We start from the raw sequence: 15,881 nt of genomic DNA, 5'->3' as shown, positions 1-15,881 counted from the left end.
ATGAAAAACAGCAATATTCAGCCCTTAATACATGGGGTAGGTAAGCGTCAGGCAGGCTTAGCGGCCGTTGAGTTTATCATTGCATTGCCAATGTTGTTGATCCTGACAGTACTGGTGATTGATGTCAGCCGGGCGTTTATCCAATATACCGAAGTTAACAAGGCGCTGCAAAATGGTGCCCGTTATGCAGTGGTCGAAACGTATGGGACTTTATCATTTAATACCATTGCGGAAGAGAGCGAGATAAAGAATGTCGTGATCTACGGTAACCCGGTAGGGGGTAGTACACCGATTCTCACCTATATCGGCGTGGATGATGTCATTGTTACTCCGCCTACAAGTGTCACCAAAGAAGTAACTGTATCTGCCACTTACAATTACGTGCCGATTTTTCTTCAGCTGCCGATTGTAGGCACATCGCTGGAGTTCAGTATGGGCGCGTCGGCAAAAATGAGGACCGCACCATGATGAGAATCATAAGATCCAAGCAAAAAGGACTGACTCAGGTGGAGTTTTCTTTGATTGCCTTAGCCGTCATTCTGATTTTGTTTTTGATAATTGAATTTGCCGCCTACTTTTATTCGGTACAGATGGTCAATGAAGTGACACGCCGGGCGGCCCGGTTGGCTACGGTTTGTTACATCGCGGACAGGGATGATATTCCGCAATTGCCGGCCGTCTCCGATTTGTACCCGGCAGGGTTTACTGCTGCCAATCTGGAAATCGATTATCTGGATGCCAGTGGTAACCCAGTCGATGTTTCAGGCTTTTTGACCACTCCTCCGGCTGACAGTGATACGTTGAATGCTGCGTTTGCGCAGATTGAGTATGTAAGAGCCAGATCGGTGGGGTATACGTTCCGGTTTTTTGTGTTGTCGGTGTTGATAAACGCGGTGGGGAATACCCCCAGTTTAGAAACCATATTGCCTGCTGAGAGTCTGGGGGTAAAACGCCCTGAAGGTTCTAATGTCATCGAAGATTGCTAAAGGAGTAGCACTATGTTGAGACCTGTAAATATGGAAAGGCGCGATTACAAGACGCTGAAGACCAACCTGGTGCTTTGGATTGTCTATTCGACTTCGAGTTTTAGGAACCACATCGAGAAAGAGCTGTCACAATGTGTCAACTTAAACATCGAGTGGATTGAGCTCGACGTGTTCAACAATGACACCATTCATAATAAGCCAGATCCGGATTTGCTCTATATCGAAACCGGAGAACTTTGGGTGCAGAAAGTTGAGCTTATTTACTCCAACGAGAGCAGCCTGCAACAAAACCATACCGCATTGATAGTATTTGGTGATGAGCATGATACCGTCTCACTCAAAATGGCATTGCGGCTCGGCGCCACGGACTACTTTTCCAGCACGGTAGATTTTAGTGAGCTGTATCCGTTATTGAAAGTTACGGCAGACGAAAAAATTTCCAACAAGAAGATGGGAGATTTGACGCTGTTTATCAATGCCAAAGGTGGTTCTGGGGCGACCACATTAGCATTAAATACTGCGATTGAACTGGCCAGTTATGCACGGAGTAACGTGTTACTGATCGATTTAGATATGCAGTTTAGTGACGCTGCGGATTATCTTAATTGCAAGCCTAAATACAGCATTAATGATGTGATCAACGCTGCCAGTGATTTGGATGAGATGTCTCTGGAAGGGTTGGTGTTTAAGCATTCGTCAGGGCTGAATTACCTCTGTTTTGACCAGGATAATATTCGAGAGAACTATCACAATGCGACTAGTGTGAGCAAGTTATTGCCGCTACTGCGCCAGTTTTATTCGCACATCATCGTCGATATGTCGCATGGTATTGAACACGCTTACCAACAAATCATCTCCCCGGCTACTCACGTTTTTCTGGTGCTTCAGCAAAATGTTACCTCAATAAAGCATGCATCAAATTACGTAAGATCTCTCGAGTTGGACTATGGTTTAAGTAACCATCAGGTTGAATTGATCGTCAATCGCTTTGAAAAAAAAGCCGAAATTTCGCTGAAGGATATTGAGAAAACACTGCCAGAACGCGCTATCCATGTTGTGCCGAATAACTTTGCTGTGGCAATGGAGTGCGCCAACTTAGGTAACCCGATCGTTCAATCGAAACGTAACAGCGCCATTAAGGAGTCTCTTGCGGAAATATCGCACCTACTGGAAAACCCCGTAGAAGAGAAAAAAAGCTGGATCAAGAAACTATTTTCGTAACAGGGGAAGAATATGTTCTTTAAGCGTAAGAACGTCGGAAGTGCATTACGGTCGACAGATGAAGATCGCCTTGACTCTCCACGACGCCATGAATCCATAGAAAAGAACGCTGAGCTAGGTGACAAAGACGAAAGAATGTTGTCCCCTGTTGAAGCGAAACTCAAAGCCATTGAAGAGCAGAAAAAACAGCTAGAGCAAGATTTGGCGGTAAAACATTATTATCACCAAAAGCTGCTTGATACCTTGGATCTTGGCTTACTGTCGCACTTACCGGAAGATCGCGCCAAAGAAGAACTTCGTGAAGCGGTAATACAGTTGATTGCCGAAGATCAGACTCATCCTTTGAGTTCTGAAGCGCGTAATCGCGTGATGAAACAGATTGAGGATGAGGTCTTTGGCCTCGGGCCTTTGGAGCCACTGCTCGAAGATGCGACGATCTCAGATATTCTGGTTAATGGCGCCAAGAATGTGTATGTGGAGCGCTTTGGTAAGCTGGAAAAAACGCCGCATACTTTCCTTGACGAGCGTCATTTGCGCAGCATTATCGACAGGATCGTGAGCCAGGTCGGGCGGCGGATTGACGAGGCATCGCCGATGGTTGATGCGCGCCTGAAAGACGGTTCGCGTTTCAATGCCATTATTCCCCCGCTGGCCATCGATGGCCCTTCGGTATCTATCCGCCGTTTTGCGGTTGAGCGGTTAAACATGGAAAACTTGCTTGAGCTTGGTTCCTTGTCACCGGAAATGGCCAAATTTCTTAATGCGGCGGTGGTCGGTGAGCTGAATATTCTGATTTCGGGTGGTACCGGTTCAGGTAAAACCACCACGCTCAACATTCTTTCCAGTTTTATTCCCAGCGATCAACGCATTGTTACTATTGAAGATTCAGCTGAATTACAACTGCAACAACCACACATTATTCGCCTCGAAACCCGTCCCGCCAACATCGAAGGTAAAGGGGAAATAACCCAGCGTGATTTGGTGAAAAACTCACTGCGGATGCGTCCTGACCGGATTGTGGTGGGTGAGGTGCGGGGCAGTGAAGCCGTAGACATGTTATCGGCCATGAATACCGGTCATGACGGGTCATTGGCGACCATCCACGCCAATACCCCGAGGGATGCGTTAAGCCGGGTTGAAAATATGTTCTCGATGGCGGGCTGGAATGTCTCAACCAAGAACTTGCGCGCTCAAATTGCATCGGCGATCAATATCGTCGTGCAGATGGATCGACAAGAAGACGGTAAACGCCGCATGGTATCGATTCAGGAAATCAATGGCATGGAAGGGGAGGTGATCACCATGTCGGAGATTTTTGCCTTCCAACGTCAGGGGGTCGATAAAGAGGGCAATGTGCTGGGGCGTTATGTGGCAACCGGTATTGTGCCAAGCTGTCACGACCAGCTAATTAAACGAGGCTTAGATGTACCATTTGAAATATTCAATGAAAAAGTGCTCTAGGAGTCTGCTATGGAAGGTCAACTGCCCTTATTTTTGTTCTTACTTTTTTTGTCGGTTGTGTTTATTAGCCAAGCTCTGATTCTTCCTTCTGCCGGTAAAAAAGTAAAGCACAAACAACTGGTTAAGCGGATTAACGAAAGTCATAAGCACATTGACGCAGAAAGCGTATCGTTGCTGCGTGAAAATTCGCTGAAAAACTTGTCGCTGATTGAACGCTTTTTGGTTCGTTTCAGCCCGTTTGAAGTGCTGAAGAAAAAACTTGAGCTGGCGGGTATGACAGTCAGTTTCGGCAAATTCTTGTTCTTGTCTTTTCTCTCAGGTTGCGTAGTCGCCTTACTGCTGCTGTTTTTTGAGCAAGTCTGGTATATCTGTGTCGGCTCGATGTTAGCGACCTGGCTGTGCATCTATTTTTATCTGCAAAAGACCATAGCCGATCGCCTACAGAAGTTTGAAGAACAATTACCAGAAGCGCTGGATATTATTAAGCGGGTGCTTCAGGCCGGTCAGCCCATCAATCAGGCATTTGGCGAAGTTGGTCGGGAGATGGCCGCACCGATAGGGCCTGAATTTCTTAATACCTTTAACCTGCTCAACTATGGTTACGACTTGCGGCTGGCGATCATGCAAATGACCGAGAGGACGCCGACCGTGTCGATGCTGGCCTTTTCCAGCGCGGTTATGCTGCATAAGGAAACCGGCGGTAATCTGGTTGAGAACATTGAAAAACTGTCCCGTATTCTGCGGGCCAGATTCAAGCTTGCGAGGAAGATCCGCACCATTTCAGCAGAGTCGCGTATGTCCGCCTGGGTGTTGGTACTTGCGCCATTTGGCTTGTATATCATCATTTCGATTGTTGACCCGAAATATATTGAGCTGCTGCATACCGAACCGCAGGGGGTTAAAATGGTGATTGGCGGTATGATCGCACTGTTTATCGGGACTTTATGGATCAGAAAAATTGTCAATATTGAGGTGTAGCTATGGACACACAACAAATCAGTGCCTGGCTCAGCAGTATAAATATCGACCAAGAGCTGTTGTTTATTGGCTTCATTTTGATCACGACCATGCTGGTGGTATTGACTTTAGGATCGCTGGTGATTGGCGTGAATTCACCGCTGAAACGCAAGTTGGCAGAGTTGTCCGGAGAGAGCAAAGAGCACATTTCGGCCAACGAGAGAATGGCGGATACTCTGGAGTCACTGGCACCGCTGACCAAACCTTCCAACGAAAAAGAGCGTGAAACCACCCGGACCAAACTGATGCATGCGGGGTTTCACCAGGGCAACGCGCTTACCTTGTTTTACTCGATTAAATCGGTCACCACCATTATCGGTATCTTGGTCGCGACATTGATCTACCTGACCATGCCCGAATCACCGAATTTGTATCTGATGATGGGGGCTTCGGCGTTTACTGGTTTGGTGTTACCAGATTTTGTGCTACGCCGCATGGTCAACAAACGCCAGCAGGCCATCCGTTCAGGCATAGCGGATATGCTGGATTTGTTGGTGGTGTGTACCGAATCCGGGCTGGGTTTTAATGCCTCGCTGCGCCGCGTGGCCGATGAAATCGTCATCTCCCATCCTGAGCTGGCAGACGAACTCGATACCGTGTGTGTCAAAATCCAGGCAGGTAAGCCGATGCCGGAAGCGCTGCGTGAGATGGTCACCCGGACTGGCCTGGAAGAGCTGATGGGGTTGGTGAGTATGCTCAGTCACGCGTCAAGAATTGGTGGGAGCTTGGTGAATTCGTTGCGTGAATATACTGAGGACTATCGTGATAAACGTCAGCAGGCGGCAGAGGAGATCGCCGCTAAAATTCCGGTAAAAATGATGTTTCCAATGGTGCTGTTTATCTGGCCGTGTTTCTTTATTGTTGCTATCGGTCCGGCGCTTATCATGCTGAGTAAAGCGTTTTCTTAACAGGGAAGGGGAAATCTATGCTAGTGAAAAAAAATATAATACTGCTGTCATTGTTAGTGCTCGTTGCCTGTTCCGCAACTCAGGATGAATCTGATTTCGATTCAACCCTGTACTCGGGTAAACCGGTAGAATCCCTGACCAATGATGAACCGCCAAAGAGTGAAGAGGAAGCCATATCGCGCGGTGACAGAGCGCTGACTAACAAAAATGTCGACTTAGCCTTGTATGAATATATACGTTCACTGGCGTTTCATAATGCCCAGCATAAAGACAAAACGCTGTTTACCATCGGCCGGATTCACACGGCAAAAGGCGATTTTGAGCTGGCGGACAAAGCGTTCAGAGCAGCGTTAAGCGAAAACCCGAATCATATCGGGTCACTTGAACAGCTCGGTAGTTTATATACCAAGCAAGGTCAGAAGGATGTGGGCAAGGCTTATTATTTGCGTGCGCTTAATGCTGATCAGGTACGCCTCGGTAGCTCTGCAAATGTGACAAAGGACAACCTTAATCAAGATACTATCGCTTCACTGCGGTTTGATGCTATGTCGCCGAAGGATGCCTATGTTGGCCTGGGAGTGCTGTATGACCTTAAAAAAGAGCACGAGATTGCTCAAGATTTGTTGAGAAAAGCACTCGAGATTGATGCCAAAAATGTCCACGCATTAGTCAGCCTGGGTTACTCATATTACATGGTTGCAGATTATTTCCGCGCTACCCATTTTACCAGTGCCGCACTGAGCCAAAGTCCGGGGGATGAGCGTGCGATAAATAACCTTGGCCTAATCGCTATCGCCAAAGGCAAGCCGCGTCAGGCGCTGAGGATTTTTGCTAAGCATATGTCGGAAGCTGAAGCGCTCAATAATGTCGGATATTTTTTGATCCTGCTTGATAAGCCTGAAGAGGCAATCCCTTATCTGCAGCAAGCGATAAATAAAAACCCGGCTTATTACGAAACGGCGAACAAGAATCTGGAACGTGCCCTGGCAATGCTCCGGGAGGGCAAAGATACTTCGACGGTCTTCTTACAGTAACCGGGAATAACTATACGCCGCAGCGGCAGCCAGCCTGATATCTGGCAGGGCCGCAGCGGCTTTTTACGTCCGGTTATACGCGGCCGGTAATGATACCTGCCACAACAAATAGCATGATCATCCAGACCACCGGGATATTGAGTCGCTTGTGGAGGTAGAAGCCACCAATGACCAGTGCCATGTCGATCGGGGTGAGCACGGCGCTGCTAAATACCGGTTGATAAAGCGAGGCCAGGAGCAATCCCACGACGGCAGCATTGACCCCGTTAATTGCACCAGACAGGGTGGGCTTTCCGGCCAGTGCCTGCCAGTTTTTCAGTACTCCCAGCAGTAAGAGGAAGCCCGGCAGGAATACACCCAGGGTTGCGACGAGGGCTCCGAGAATCGGCGTCTCTGACAGCTCATAACCAATGTATGTGGCGAAGGTAAACATCGGTCCCGGTACCGCTTGCGCGGCGGCGTAACCCGTCAGAAAAGCATCTTGGCTAAGCTGGTCGCCAACGATATTTTGTAGCAGCGGAAGTACCACGTGGCCACCACCAAATACTAAACTCCCCGCCTGGAAGAAGTCGCTGAACAAGCCCAGCATTGGTTCGGTGTGGGCTATAAAAGGCAAGCCGACTAATAGCGTTGTGAACAGCGCTAAAGGTGCGATGCTCGGCTGGAATGGTTGTGCCGGAGTGACGGACTCTTTTTTCAGGTACTGCATACCCGTTAACCCTGCTACAACCAGAACCAGCATTTGCGTCAATATGCCGGGGGCAAGCAAAAGGGCCATTGCCGTTAGTACACATAGCCCGGCCGTCAGTCTGCTCTGGCAAAAGTTTTTGTACATCCCCCAGGTCGCGTCAGCGACTACGACAACCGCCAGTAACTTCAAGCCGTGGACGATGTTTTGGAACAGTGCCGTATCGGTGACCTGGCTGCTCACCATTGCCAGAATCAGCATGATGATAACCGACGGCAGGGTAAAGCCGACAAAGGCGGCACACGCACCACCTAAGCCGCCACGTTTGTAACCCAGGGCAAAGCCTACCTGGCTGGATCCTGGGCCTGGCAGGAACTGGCTCAGAGCGACTATTTGTGCATATTCGCTGTCATCAAGCCATTGAAGCTGTTCAACAAATGTTTTACGGAAGTAACCGATGTGTGCCGCCGGGCCTCCAAAACTGAGCCAGCCAAGCCAGAAGAAAGTTTTAAAAATGGTAAACATATTGAGCCTGTTAAATCGATGATTGAACTGCCTCTACTGTAAAAAATGCAGTAAAATGACTCAAATTAATAGTTTTAATTATATCTATGAATTAAATGGGATGAGGATGGTCAGGTGAACGACGACATTCAATGGCGCAATATTGACTTAAATCTGTTGGTGACTTTCTCGTATTTGTATCGTTACCGCAGCGTCAGCCTGGCGGCAGAAAAGAGTTTCGTCAGCCAGTCGGCGATGAGCCACAGCCTGGCGCGTCTGCGTCAGTTATTTGATGATCCACTGTTTGAGCGCAAAGGGCACAGAATGGTCCCTACCGAACACGCGCACATTATTGCTCCAACGGTACACCGGTTACTCGATACTATAACCCGGGATCTGCTGACTAAATCTGCTTTTCAGCCGCAAAGCTACGCGGGTGTGTGCCGAATCGGGTTAACTGACTACGCTGAATTTATTTTTGCACCACTGCTGTATGATGAGATCCGCAAGCAGGCACCACAAGCCCAGATCAGTTTTATTAACGTCAATCGCAGCAACTATGTGATGTTAGCCGAGCAGGACAAGCTGGATGTCATTATAGGCAGCATGCCGGTTGTTGTTGATGATTTTGAGCGTCAGTACCTTTACACCGAAAAGCACGTGTGTTTGTGTGATAAGCGCGTATTACAAGGGGAACCGCAGCTGTCGATTACTGCCTTTGCCGAGGTTGAACAGGCCCTGGTCAGCCCTGACGGAAGCTTAAAGACACAGGTAGACCAAATACTTGCCGAGCTCGGTTTACAACGTAAGGTGACGGTGGCTTCACGCAATTTTCTCACTATTCGTAGCTTGCTTAAACAGCGTGATTTGATTGCGATTGTGCCGGAGAAAATGGCGTTGGCAGAAGGTTTTTGCGATGAGCTTGTTACCGTTGTGCCACCAATTACGGTGGCAGATTTTGATATCGCTATGCTGTGGCACAGTAGCCGCAATAACGAAGAAAAAGGTATTTGGCTGCGCAAGCTGGTAGCACAAGCGATTACTGCAGTATGAGTTAAGGCAGATACCCGCCAGCATGACGGCTGGTAACACAGTATCTGTTGAGCGCGTCCGTTCTGACTCGCGGTGGTTGTTAACTGAATTGTGGTTAACTGAACTGTTGTTAGCTGAACCTTTGCTTTAGCAAAGGCACCAGCACCTTTAGCCATTGTCCGTATGCGTAGGAGTTCAGGTGTAAATCATCACAGCTACACTCGAGTGGCAAACAGCCTTGCGGGCACAGTGTTTGGTTGAGATCGATAAAACGGATCGCTTGCTGCTCACACAACTCGTGCAGTTTTTGGTTCAGCTGAGCGACTTGCGGGTTGAGCGTGGCGAGGCGTTTACCTACATAAAGGGTCGATTGCACCCACACACTGATATCATGACTGCGCCAGTAGTGGATAAGCTCCTGGTAGTCGTTAAAAATATCATCAACACATCGGCCTTGTGCCAGATCGTTAATACCCGCCATGACACAAACTAACTTAGGTTTGCAAACCTTGGTGGTACTGAGTCTTTGCCGCATGCCTGCGGTGGTATCGCCTGCCAAACCGCGGTTAGCTAAGGTCAGGAACGGCAGGGCGTCATGCCATGGCCCCCATTCGGTGATGGAGTCTCCAAACATGACCACGTCGACCTGTTGAGCAAATGTGGTGTGGTTATCTGTTGCTTGAATATAACGGCTCATTTTGTGCGTTCGCTGGTTGAAATCGAGAGTATACGCAAGGTGGTCAAACTGCTCGCGGGTGATGTCATCACGGTTAAGGCTGCTGGTGAGTGATTCAATTTCGGTGACTAATGGTGAAATCCGCGTGCTCAGGCCATGTTGCTGACGCAGGTGGTAAAGCTGTTCAATGAGATCATAAAAATGGCAGCCAGGATTGGCTTGGTAAATTTTTACCAAATCCAGGCAGTGGTTTTCTTTAAGCTCTTTGAGGAGTTGTTCTGCGTTCATGTTGTGGTACCACGTAATTTTAGTTGGCTCGGCACGTATATATGCAAGGGGATTTCCCGGTTATCACGGTGCTTCTCGAGTAATAGGTTTACCCCCTGGATGCCCAGCATTTCAGAATGAATCCGTACTGTAGACAAAGGCGGGCAGGTAAAACGTGCGGTTGGAATGTCATTAACACTGATCAGTGCAATGTCTTGCGGAATACTAAGCCCGAACTCATGGATAGCACGCAGTACGCCAATGGCGATGGAATCAGAAGCAATAAACAGCGCTTTCGGGTAATCGCCTTTTTCCAGCATGTTTTTAGCTAACTCGTAACCGGATAAGCTGGAAAAATCGCCGCGAAAGATGTCATCTTCAGATATCAGGCCTTTCAGGCTGCCGTATTCTACAAACGCATGTTCACGCATAATAGTGTTGTTCAGTTCATCCTGCCCACCAATAAAACCGATACGCTGATAACCTTGGCGAATAAAGAAATCCACCACTTGCTGACTGATATGCCGTAGATCAATATCAACGCTATCGTAAGGGCATTGATGATCAGAAAAGCCTATCCGGACGATGCGGTTAGCTAAGCGTTTCGGCAGCCTGCTGATGGTGGCTTCCTCGATGTTGCCAACCAAAAGTACACCGGTGATCTTTTGCGTTTCGATATCAAGTTCGCGGTTGTAGCAGTGGGTGAGAGCTACACCAAGTTTGTCACATTGGGCTTCAATGCCATGGCGAATCGACAAGTAGTGTGGCTCGTTCACTTCGGCTTGTTGTTTGTAGTGATACAAAGCCAAAAAATGGTGCCGAAGCGCATTATCCTTACCGGCCTTCTTTGCGCTGCTGGTGCGATACTCGAGCTGCTTGGCAATGGCGAAAATTTGTTGTTTGGTTGCAGCTTTTACGCTCAGTGTCGGGTCATTATTGAGAACGCGTGAGACCGTCGCAAGTGACACGCCGGCTTTGCTGGCGATGTCTTTTAAAGTTGCCATTGTTGCACTTCCTGTTGGCAAGGCTCACTGTCTCAGTGAGAAAGGAGTAATCCGGTTATTGTAAACAGTTGCTTATGGATGCTCAAATGTTAACAGCGCGAACGGCGACACTGAGTTATGCTCGTTTCCGGCAGAATACTCAGGCTGAGTATTGCCATCCTAACTACCTACGGATATCTAAAGTGTGTGTGTTGTTGCTTATTTTTTGGTGATCCGGTTAACAAACTCACTTTTGCCGGTGGCAAAGCGTTGTTTCTCGGCCATGCTATTAAAACGAATGATAAATATAAAGAAATTATCAGCCTTAACAATGTAAGTCAGAAATATCTGTCGGGGTAGGTACGTCATGTTGAAGCTAAGAAATATGAGAGTCAGTCATAAGCTGGCAATGATTGTGGCGGTCGGTATTGCCGGTTTTTTACTGTTACTGTTCATTTCGGTTAACACACTCAAGAATAACCTGATCGCGGAACGCCATGCTCGCTTGAATGCGGTGGTTGACTCGGTGCTTTCTCAGGTTGAGTCTCTCAGTCAGACGCAAGACAAGCACCAGGCACAGCTCCAGGCTAAGGCGTTGATCGCTGCTGCACGATTTGACCAAGGTAACTATCTGTTTGTTATTGATGAAAATCGTTATACCGTTGTGCATCCGATTAGACCTGAGCTGGTTGGCCAACAGATGGGAAATGGCTCTGATGGTCAGTTCTGGTTCTCTATGGTTGATATGGGTCGTGCTGGTGGAAATGGGGCGGTGACTTATCCATGGCAGAATAGCCTGGGCCAGCCTGCAGATAAGCTTTCAGTTGTTCATGGTTTTGCCCCGTGGGGATGGATCATTGGCGCAGGGATGTTGCTGGATGATATTGAAACTGCCGTCAACCAACAGATCCTGAAAATGGGTTTAGCTACCTTGGCGGTTGCTGTGGTAATGAGTGTACTTGGCATGTTGATCAGTCGAGCGGTGATTGGTCCATTGCAAGCAATTCGCCACAGTATGAAGCAGGTCGCGGCGGGGGATCTGACCGCAAAAATTGAAGTACAGGGTAAGGATGAGTTTGGTCGTTTGGCAGGTGATATCAACCAGAGTATCGGAGCAGTAAGAGATGCCTTATTTGAGTCGGTGCAATCGGCATCAGAAGTGGCGGATGCCGCGGTGCGTATAGCCTCTTCGGCGGAAGAAACCAGCCAGGCGGTGTTGAGCCAGCGCGATCAACTGACCCAGTTGGCTACCGCGATGAATCAAATGAGTGCCACCGTTGCCGATGTGGCGGGACATGCCGAGGATACTGCCCGTGATACGCTTGATGCTACCAAAGAGGCGAATCTGGGGGATAAAGATGTTCACTCCAGTGTCGACAGTATTAAATCCCTTTCTACAGAGCTGGAAGTTGCCAACGGGCAGGTCGCTAAACTCAAAGAGGGCGTGATGCAAATCAGTGAGTTTACCGACGTAATCAGCAGTATTTCTGAGCAAACCAATTTGCTGGCACTGAATGCCGCCATTGAAGCCGCCCGGGCCGGTGAGCAGGGCAAAGGATTTGCGGTGGTGGCCGATGAAGTCAGAAATCTTGCCGGGCGTACCCATCAGTCGACCGATGAAATCCAAACCACGATCAATAAACTTCAGCAGTTGGCGGTTTCAGCCGTTGAGGCGATGCAGAAAAGTCAGACATTGGCACAAAGCAGCGTCGACAGAGCGGAACATGCGGGAGAAGATCTACAATTGATCGTTGATCATATTCATAATGTCAGTGATAAAGCAACGCAAATTGCGACTGCCGCAGAAGAGCAAAGTGCTGTGGCGGAAGAGATGAACCGCAATGTGAGCGGCATCAATGAATCAGCCGTAGAAATGTCTCAGGCCGCTAACTTATTGGCGGAAGAGAGCGAAACCCTGGCTGAATTATCGCGCCAGCTGGATCAGCGTATGACGCGCTTTCAGCTTTAGTCGCGGGCTGTCGGAGGGCAGGTTACGGGCAGAAGACGGTTATTCTGCTTTTGTATCGCGGTATCAGCCAGATTTACTGCTATGCCAAACAAAGGCTTATGATATCTCCCGCCGCTATGCTCAGAGTCTCAGCCGCCAGAGCGGAGTCGTCAGGTTCCTTTTGGTATCAGAGCATCTGGTATCAAGGCATCAATTAACGCATAGTGGTGATCCTGTACCCCGGCGAGGTTGCCATATTTGGGCTGGTGGCGATCATCCTGTTTCGGATAGTGCCAGCCGCGGGTATGGCGGACAAAATGTTCGGCAAAATCTTGTGACACTTCCAGGCAACCGGCTAACACGGTATCCACATAGCTTTGCATGATTGGGCTGAGCATGCATGGCGGTTGCGGGTTGTCTGTCACGTAAACCCAGATAGCGTGATCGGGATTAAACAAATTGCTGGCTGTTATTTGCTCCGGACGAAGCGCAATGCGCTGATAGCCCCGCTCACGGCGGTCAAATTCAGCTAAGGTGTGCTCATCCACTTCGAGTAAAACGCCGTTGACTTGTCCTTCTCCTTCAGTGACCACTAATGGTGATAAGCTGTAGCTGTCGTCGACCTTACTCCAGTGGCGTACCAGTCCATTAACAATCACAGGAATAGCCTGCCCTGTTTGCCCGGTTAACTTACGTGAGGCCGAGTTGATCAGGCTACCGTAGCCGAAAATATACATCGGTAGTGTTTTCCTTCCTTCGCCGATTGGATTGAACATAATTATACCTAAACATCGTAACCAGAGTAACGCCCGCTGGATACGGTTTACCCCTAAAGGATAGTCTTAAGTTATAACATGTATATTTAATGCATGTTTATGATAAGCTTTCTCCCTCTGAATACTTAATCCACTTCGCAAGCAGTATGAGGGCCTTACAATGCTGAATATCACCGACAAAAAAGTGGAAGAAAAAATTCCCGCATGGCTGCGCTTGGGATTCCGGCCGTTTTTCTTGTTTGGTTCACTTTATGCCATCGTTGCCGTCGCGGTGTGGGTGTGGATGTTTCAAACCGGCCAGCCTGATGCACTCCGCGTGCCGGCCCTGTGGTGGCATGTTCATGAAATGCTGTTTGGCTTTTCAATGGCGATTGTTGTGGGGTTTGTGCTGACGGCGGTACAAAACTGGACAGGGATTAACGGCACCAAACACTACCGGTTATTGGTGTTGTTTGGCTTGTGGCTCGCCCCGCGAATTTTGCTTTGGACAGCGGTGCCACTATGGGTCACCAGCAGTATCGAAGCGCTGTTTCTGTTACTGGTTGCCAATGAGGTGGGCAGCCGTGTGTATCGCAGCAAAGGCTGGCGGAACCTGTTTTTTGTTCCGCTGTTCCTGCTGGCTATCGTGGCCAATTTTGCCAGTTATGCCACGATCAAAGGTATGCCACCTTTTACCTCTTCCGCGGTATGGCAAGCCATGTTGTGGTGGTTCACTTTGCTGTTGTCGGTCATGGGCGGGCGGGTGATCCCGTTTTTTACTGCCAGGCGGTTTAATGCTGACAAGGCGCAGCCATTAGTGTGGTTAGACTGGCTGGCGAACTTACCTCTGGTGATGCTGTTCATGCTGAGCTTCTTCCCGGTTACGTTTGCTGAGCTTGGACATCCGTTGATGTTGTTTGCCGGTAGCGCTCAGCTGGTGCGCTTTTTGCGCTGGAAGCCCTGGTTAACCTTGAGTGAGCCGTTGGTTTGGTCTCTCCATGCGGCGTACCTGTGTTTACCACTGAGTCTGATTCTACGCGCGGTTTGGGGGAACGCGTTTGCCAGCCATAACCTGCTCCACCTGTTTGCGATTGGTGCGCTCGGCGGGTTGATTCTGGCGATGATCGCCCGCGTGACCATGGGGCATACCGGACGGATGATCTACCAGGGGCCAAATATGAGCCCGGCGTTTGCTGCCGTGATCGTAGCGGCACTGGTGCGCAGCCTGGGTGTGATCGTTGAACCGGCCAACATGATGCTGTGGATCAACATCAGTGGAGGGCTGTGGATAAGCGCCTTTGGTCTGTTTGTCTGCCAATTTGGCTGGATGTTGATCACGCCGCGGGTAGACGGCCATCCAGGTTAGATTTATCTGCTCGGGTGATGAAAGGGGCTACCTAGTCCCCTTTCATCTATGGTTTGATTAGTGTTTATTGAGCAGCCCCAAGCGTTTGAGTAACAGCCATTCTCCACCAAAGATCACCACCAGGGCGACGCAGAACCAGGTAAACGCCATTGAGGATTCGACCCCCGGCATGCCACCAATATTGATGCCCAGCAGTCCGGTCAAAAAACTGGTCGGTAAAAAGATGGTGGCCACCAAAGTAAACAGGTAGCTGTTTTTATTGGTTTTATCGTCTCTGTCGAGTTTTATCTCTTCCTGGAATAACGCCACCTCACCCAGATAGAAGTCAATGGTTTCGTTGATCCGGACGATGTTGTTATGGGCGAAGCGGTACTGGTGGGGTCTGGCGGTGACCAATGGCGATTCTGATTCTAATAAATCGCGGATAGCATACTGCTGCGGGCGAATAAAACGCTTAACTGAGATCAGCGCTTTTTGCGCAGTAATGTGCTTGTAGGTCGATTCATTGCTCACATCAAACTGATTGAGCGTCTCTTCGATGGTGTCGAGGTAGAGGTCAATTTTTCCGTTCAGCCCTTCGATGATCTGGTTGAGCAAACTGGTGATGTTTTTCGGCCCTTTTTGTTTCGCTAAGGCCTGGCGAATTTCTAAAATGGCGCGTGACTGGATTTTTCGTGTCGAGATCAGAGCCCCTTGATAATAGAGAATGCGAATACTGAGCATGTCTTCCGGGGTGGCGTTCTCGTTCATGTTGACCGCGCGTAGGATCAGCATGAAATCCTGGTTATCCAGTTGGTGAAATGACGGGCGGGTCTCGTCGGCGAGTAACTGGTCAATAGTGGCGGGCGGCACTTGGTTGTGCTCTAGCCAGCGACGTATGTCCGGATGTAATCGTTCGCAGTGATACCAGTGATCGGTCGCTATTTTGCCTGTGGTGGTGGCTTGTTGAGTGGCGACCGGGGTTGAAAAATCCCAGTGTTCAATCATAAAACTCATAGGGCTGTCCTTATCATGAGTGAGATCGCTTTTAAAATG

15 protein-coding genes are annotated in these 15,881 nt (G+C 49.0%); 10 read left to right on the top strand and 5 right to left on the bottom strand.

Going from position 1 to position 15,881, the window contains the following annotated elements:
* Genes P2G85_RS12110 through P2G85_RS12080 form a run of 7 tightly spaced genes read left to right on the top strand, consistent with a single transcriptional unit; the run spans window position 1 to window position 6,627 of the window.
* Window positions 1-468: a TadE family protein gene (locus P2G85_RS12110; protein ID WP_275864338.1), complete on the top strand. Its 468-nt coding sequence runs from the start codon at window positions 1-3 to the stop codon at window positions 466-468.
* Window positions 465-986 (top strand): TadE family protein, encoded by a 522-nt coding sequence (locus tag P2G85_RS12105; RefSeq protein WP_275864337.1) that lies wholly within the window; start codon window positions 465-467, stop codon window positions 984-986. The genes P2G85_RS12110 and P2G85_RS12105 overlap by 4 nt, the downstream gene beginning before the upstream one ends.
* A gap of 12 nt (window positions 987-998) precedes the next feature.
* The gene (locus P2G85_RS12100; RefSeq protein ID WP_275864336.1) at window positions 999-2,207 is read left to right on the top strand and encodes an AAA family ATPase; all 1,209 of its coding nucleotides are present in this window, start codon (window positions 999-1,001) and stop codon (window positions 2,205-2,207) included.
* A gap of 12 nt (window positions 2,208-2,219) precedes the next feature.
* Window positions 2,220-3,668, top strand: coding sequence for a CpaF family protein (locus P2G85_RS12095; protein WP_275864335.1), 1,449 nt, complete (start codon window positions 2,220-2,222; stop codon window positions 3,666-3,668).
* 9 nt (window positions 3,669-3,677) lie between these two features.
* A complete protein-coding gene (locus P2G85_RS12090; protein ID WP_275864334.1) occupies window positions 3,678-4,646 on the top strand; it encodes a type II secretion system F family protein in 969 nt (322 codons plus the stop codon).
* Between the two features lie 2 nt (window positions 4,647-4,648).
* A complete protein-coding gene (locus P2G85_RS12085) occupies window positions 4,649-5,593 on the top strand; it encodes a type II secretion system F family protein (RefSeq protein WP_275864333.1) in 945 nt (314 codons plus the stop codon).
* Window positions 5,594-5,610: 17 nt separating this feature from the next.
* Window positions 5,611-6,627 carry a hypothetical protein gene (locus P2G85_RS12080; RefSeq protein WP_275864332.1) on the top strand — a complete coding sequence of 339 codons (1,017 nt, stop codon included), beginning with the start codon at window positions 5,611-5,613 and terminating at the stop codon, window positions 6,625-6,627.
* A gap of 73 nt (window positions 6,628-6,700) precedes the next feature.
* Here P2G85_RS12080 and chrA read toward each other — a convergent pair whose 3' ends face one another.
* Window positions 6,701-7,840, bottom strand: coding sequence for a chromate efflux transporter (chrA, locus tag P2G85_RS12075; protein ID WP_275864331.1), 1,140 nt, complete (start codon window positions 7,838-7,840; stop codon window positions 6,701-6,703).
* A 90-nt stretch (window positions 7,841-7,930) separates the two neighbouring features.
* Between chrA and P2G85_RS12070 the strand changes: the two genes are divergently transcribed.
* Complete coding sequence (locus tag P2G85_RS12070) at window positions 7,931-8,872, top strand: LysR family transcriptional regulator (protein WP_275864386.1); 942 nt, start codon at window positions 7,931-7,933, stop codon at window positions 8,870-8,872.
* A 109-nt stretch (window positions 8,873-8,981) separates the two neighbouring features.
* On the opposite strand, the gene P2G85_RS12065 is transcribed toward P2G85_RS12070, so the two are convergent.
* On the bottom strand, window positions 8,982-9,815 hold the full coding sequence (locus P2G85_RS12065; protein WP_275864330.1) for an SGNH/GDSL hydrolase family protein: 834 nt from the start codon (window positions 9,813-9,815) through the stop codon (window positions 8,982-8,984).
* The gene (gene ebgR / locus P2G85_RS12060) at window positions 9,812-10,798 is read right to left on the bottom strand and encodes a transcriptional regulator EbgR (protein ID WP_275864329.1); all 987 of its coding nucleotides are present in this window, start codon (window positions 10,796-10,798) and stop codon (window positions 9,812-9,814) included. Before ebgR ends, P2G85_RS12065 begins: the two co-directional genes overlap by 4 nt.
* Before the next feature lie 346 nt (window positions 10,799-11,144).
* Between ebgR and P2G85_RS12055 the strand changes: the two genes are divergently transcribed.
* Window positions 11,145-12,746, top strand: a complete 1,602-nt coding sequence (locus P2G85_RS12055) for a methyl-accepting chemotaxis protein (RefSeq protein ID WP_275864328.1) — start codon at window positions 11,145-11,147, stop codon at window positions 12,744-12,746.
* 149 nt (window positions 12,747-12,895) lie between these two features.
* On the opposite strand, the gene P2G85_RS12050 is transcribed toward P2G85_RS12055, so the two are convergent.
* Window positions 12,896-13,462: a gamma-glutamylcyclotransferase family protein gene (locus P2G85_RS12050; protein WP_275864385.1), complete on the bottom strand. Its 567-nt coding sequence runs from the start codon at window positions 13,460-13,462 to the stop codon at window positions 12,896-12,898.
* A 199-nt stretch (window positions 13,463-13,661) separates the two neighbouring features.
* Between P2G85_RS12050 and P2G85_RS12045 the strand changes: the two genes are divergently transcribed.
* Complete coding sequence (locus tag P2G85_RS12045) at window positions 13,662-14,846, top strand: NnrS family protein (RefSeq protein ID WP_275864327.1); 1,185 nt, start codon at window positions 13,662-13,664, stop codon at window positions 14,844-14,846.
* A gap of 57 nt (window positions 14,847-14,903) precedes the next feature.
* Here the strand turns inward: P2G85_RS12045 and P2G85_RS12040 are convergent, their stop codons facing one another.
* The gene (locus P2G85_RS12040) at window positions 14,904-15,842 is read right to left on the bottom strand and encodes a CorA family divalent cation transporter (protein ID WP_275864326.1); all 939 of its coding nucleotides are present in this window, start codon (window positions 15,840-15,842) and stop codon (window positions 14,904-14,906) included.
* Between the last annotated feature and the right edge of the window lie 39 nt (window positions 15,843-15,881).

Origin of the sequence: Vibrio sp. CAU 1672, assembly GCF_029223195.1 — a bacterium.
Lineage (GTDB): Bacteria > Pseudomonadota > Gammaproteobacteria > Enterobacterales > Vibrionaceae > Vibrio.
This window is presented reverse-complemented; position numbering and strand designations above follow the sequence as displayed.

Bases quoted from the DNA above. Each gene is read 5' to 3' on its own strand.
- ebgR (WP_275864329.1), bottom strand. From the start codon at position 10,798: ATGGCAACTTTAAAAGACATCGCCAGCAAAGCCGGCGTGTCACTTGCG.
- P2G85_RS12055 (WP_275864328.1), top strand. From the start codon at position 11,145: ATGTTGAAGCTAAGAAATATGAGAGTCAGTCATAAGCTGGCAATGATT.
- P2G85_RS12090 (WP_275864334.1), top strand. From the start codon at position 3,678: ATGGAAGGTCAACTGCCCTTATTTTTGTTCTTACTTTTTTTGTCGGTT.
- P2G85_RS12085 (WP_275864333.1), top strand. From the start codon at position 4,649: ATGGACACACAACAAATCAGTGCCTGGCTCAGCAGTATAAATATCGAC.
- P2G85_RS12105 (WP_275864337.1), top strand. From the start codon at position 465: ATGATGAGAATCATAAGATCCAAGCAAAAAGGACTGACTCAGGTGGAG.
- P2G85_RS12050 (WP_275864385.1), bottom strand. From the start codon at position 13,462: ATGTATATTTTCGGCTACGGTAGCCTGATCAACTCGGCCTCACGTAAG.
- P2G85_RS12110 (WP_275864338.1), top strand. From the start codon at position 1: ATGAAAAACAGCAATATTCAGCCCTTAATACATGGGGTAGGTAAGCGT.
- P2G85_RS12040 (WP_275864326.1), bottom strand. From the start codon at position 15,842: ATGAGTTTTATGATTGAACACTGGGATTTTTCAACCCCGGTCGCCACT.
- P2G85_RS12045 (WP_275864327.1), top strand. From the start codon at position 13,662: ATGCTGAATATCACCGACAAAAAAGTGGAAGAAAAAATTCCCGCATGG.
- P2G85_RS12080 (WP_275864332.1), top strand. From the start codon at position 5,611: ATGCTAGTGAAAAAAAATATAATACTGCTGTCATTGTTAGTGCTCGTT.
- chrA (WP_275864331.1), bottom strand. From the start codon at position 7,840: ATGTTTACCATTTTTAAAACTTTCTTCTGGCTTGGCTGGCTCAGTTTT.
- P2G85_RS12095 (WP_275864335.1), top strand. From the start codon at position 2,220: ATGTTCTTTAAGCGTAAGAACGTCGGAAGTGCATTACGGTCGACAGAT.
- P2G85_RS12065 (WP_275864330.1), bottom strand. From the start codon at position 9,815: ATGAACGCAGAACAACTCCTCAAAGAGCTTAAAGAAAACCACTGCCTG.
- P2G85_RS12100 (WP_275864336.1), top strand. From the start codon at position 999: ATGTTGAGACCTGTAAATATGGAAAGGCGCGATTACAAGACGCTGAAG.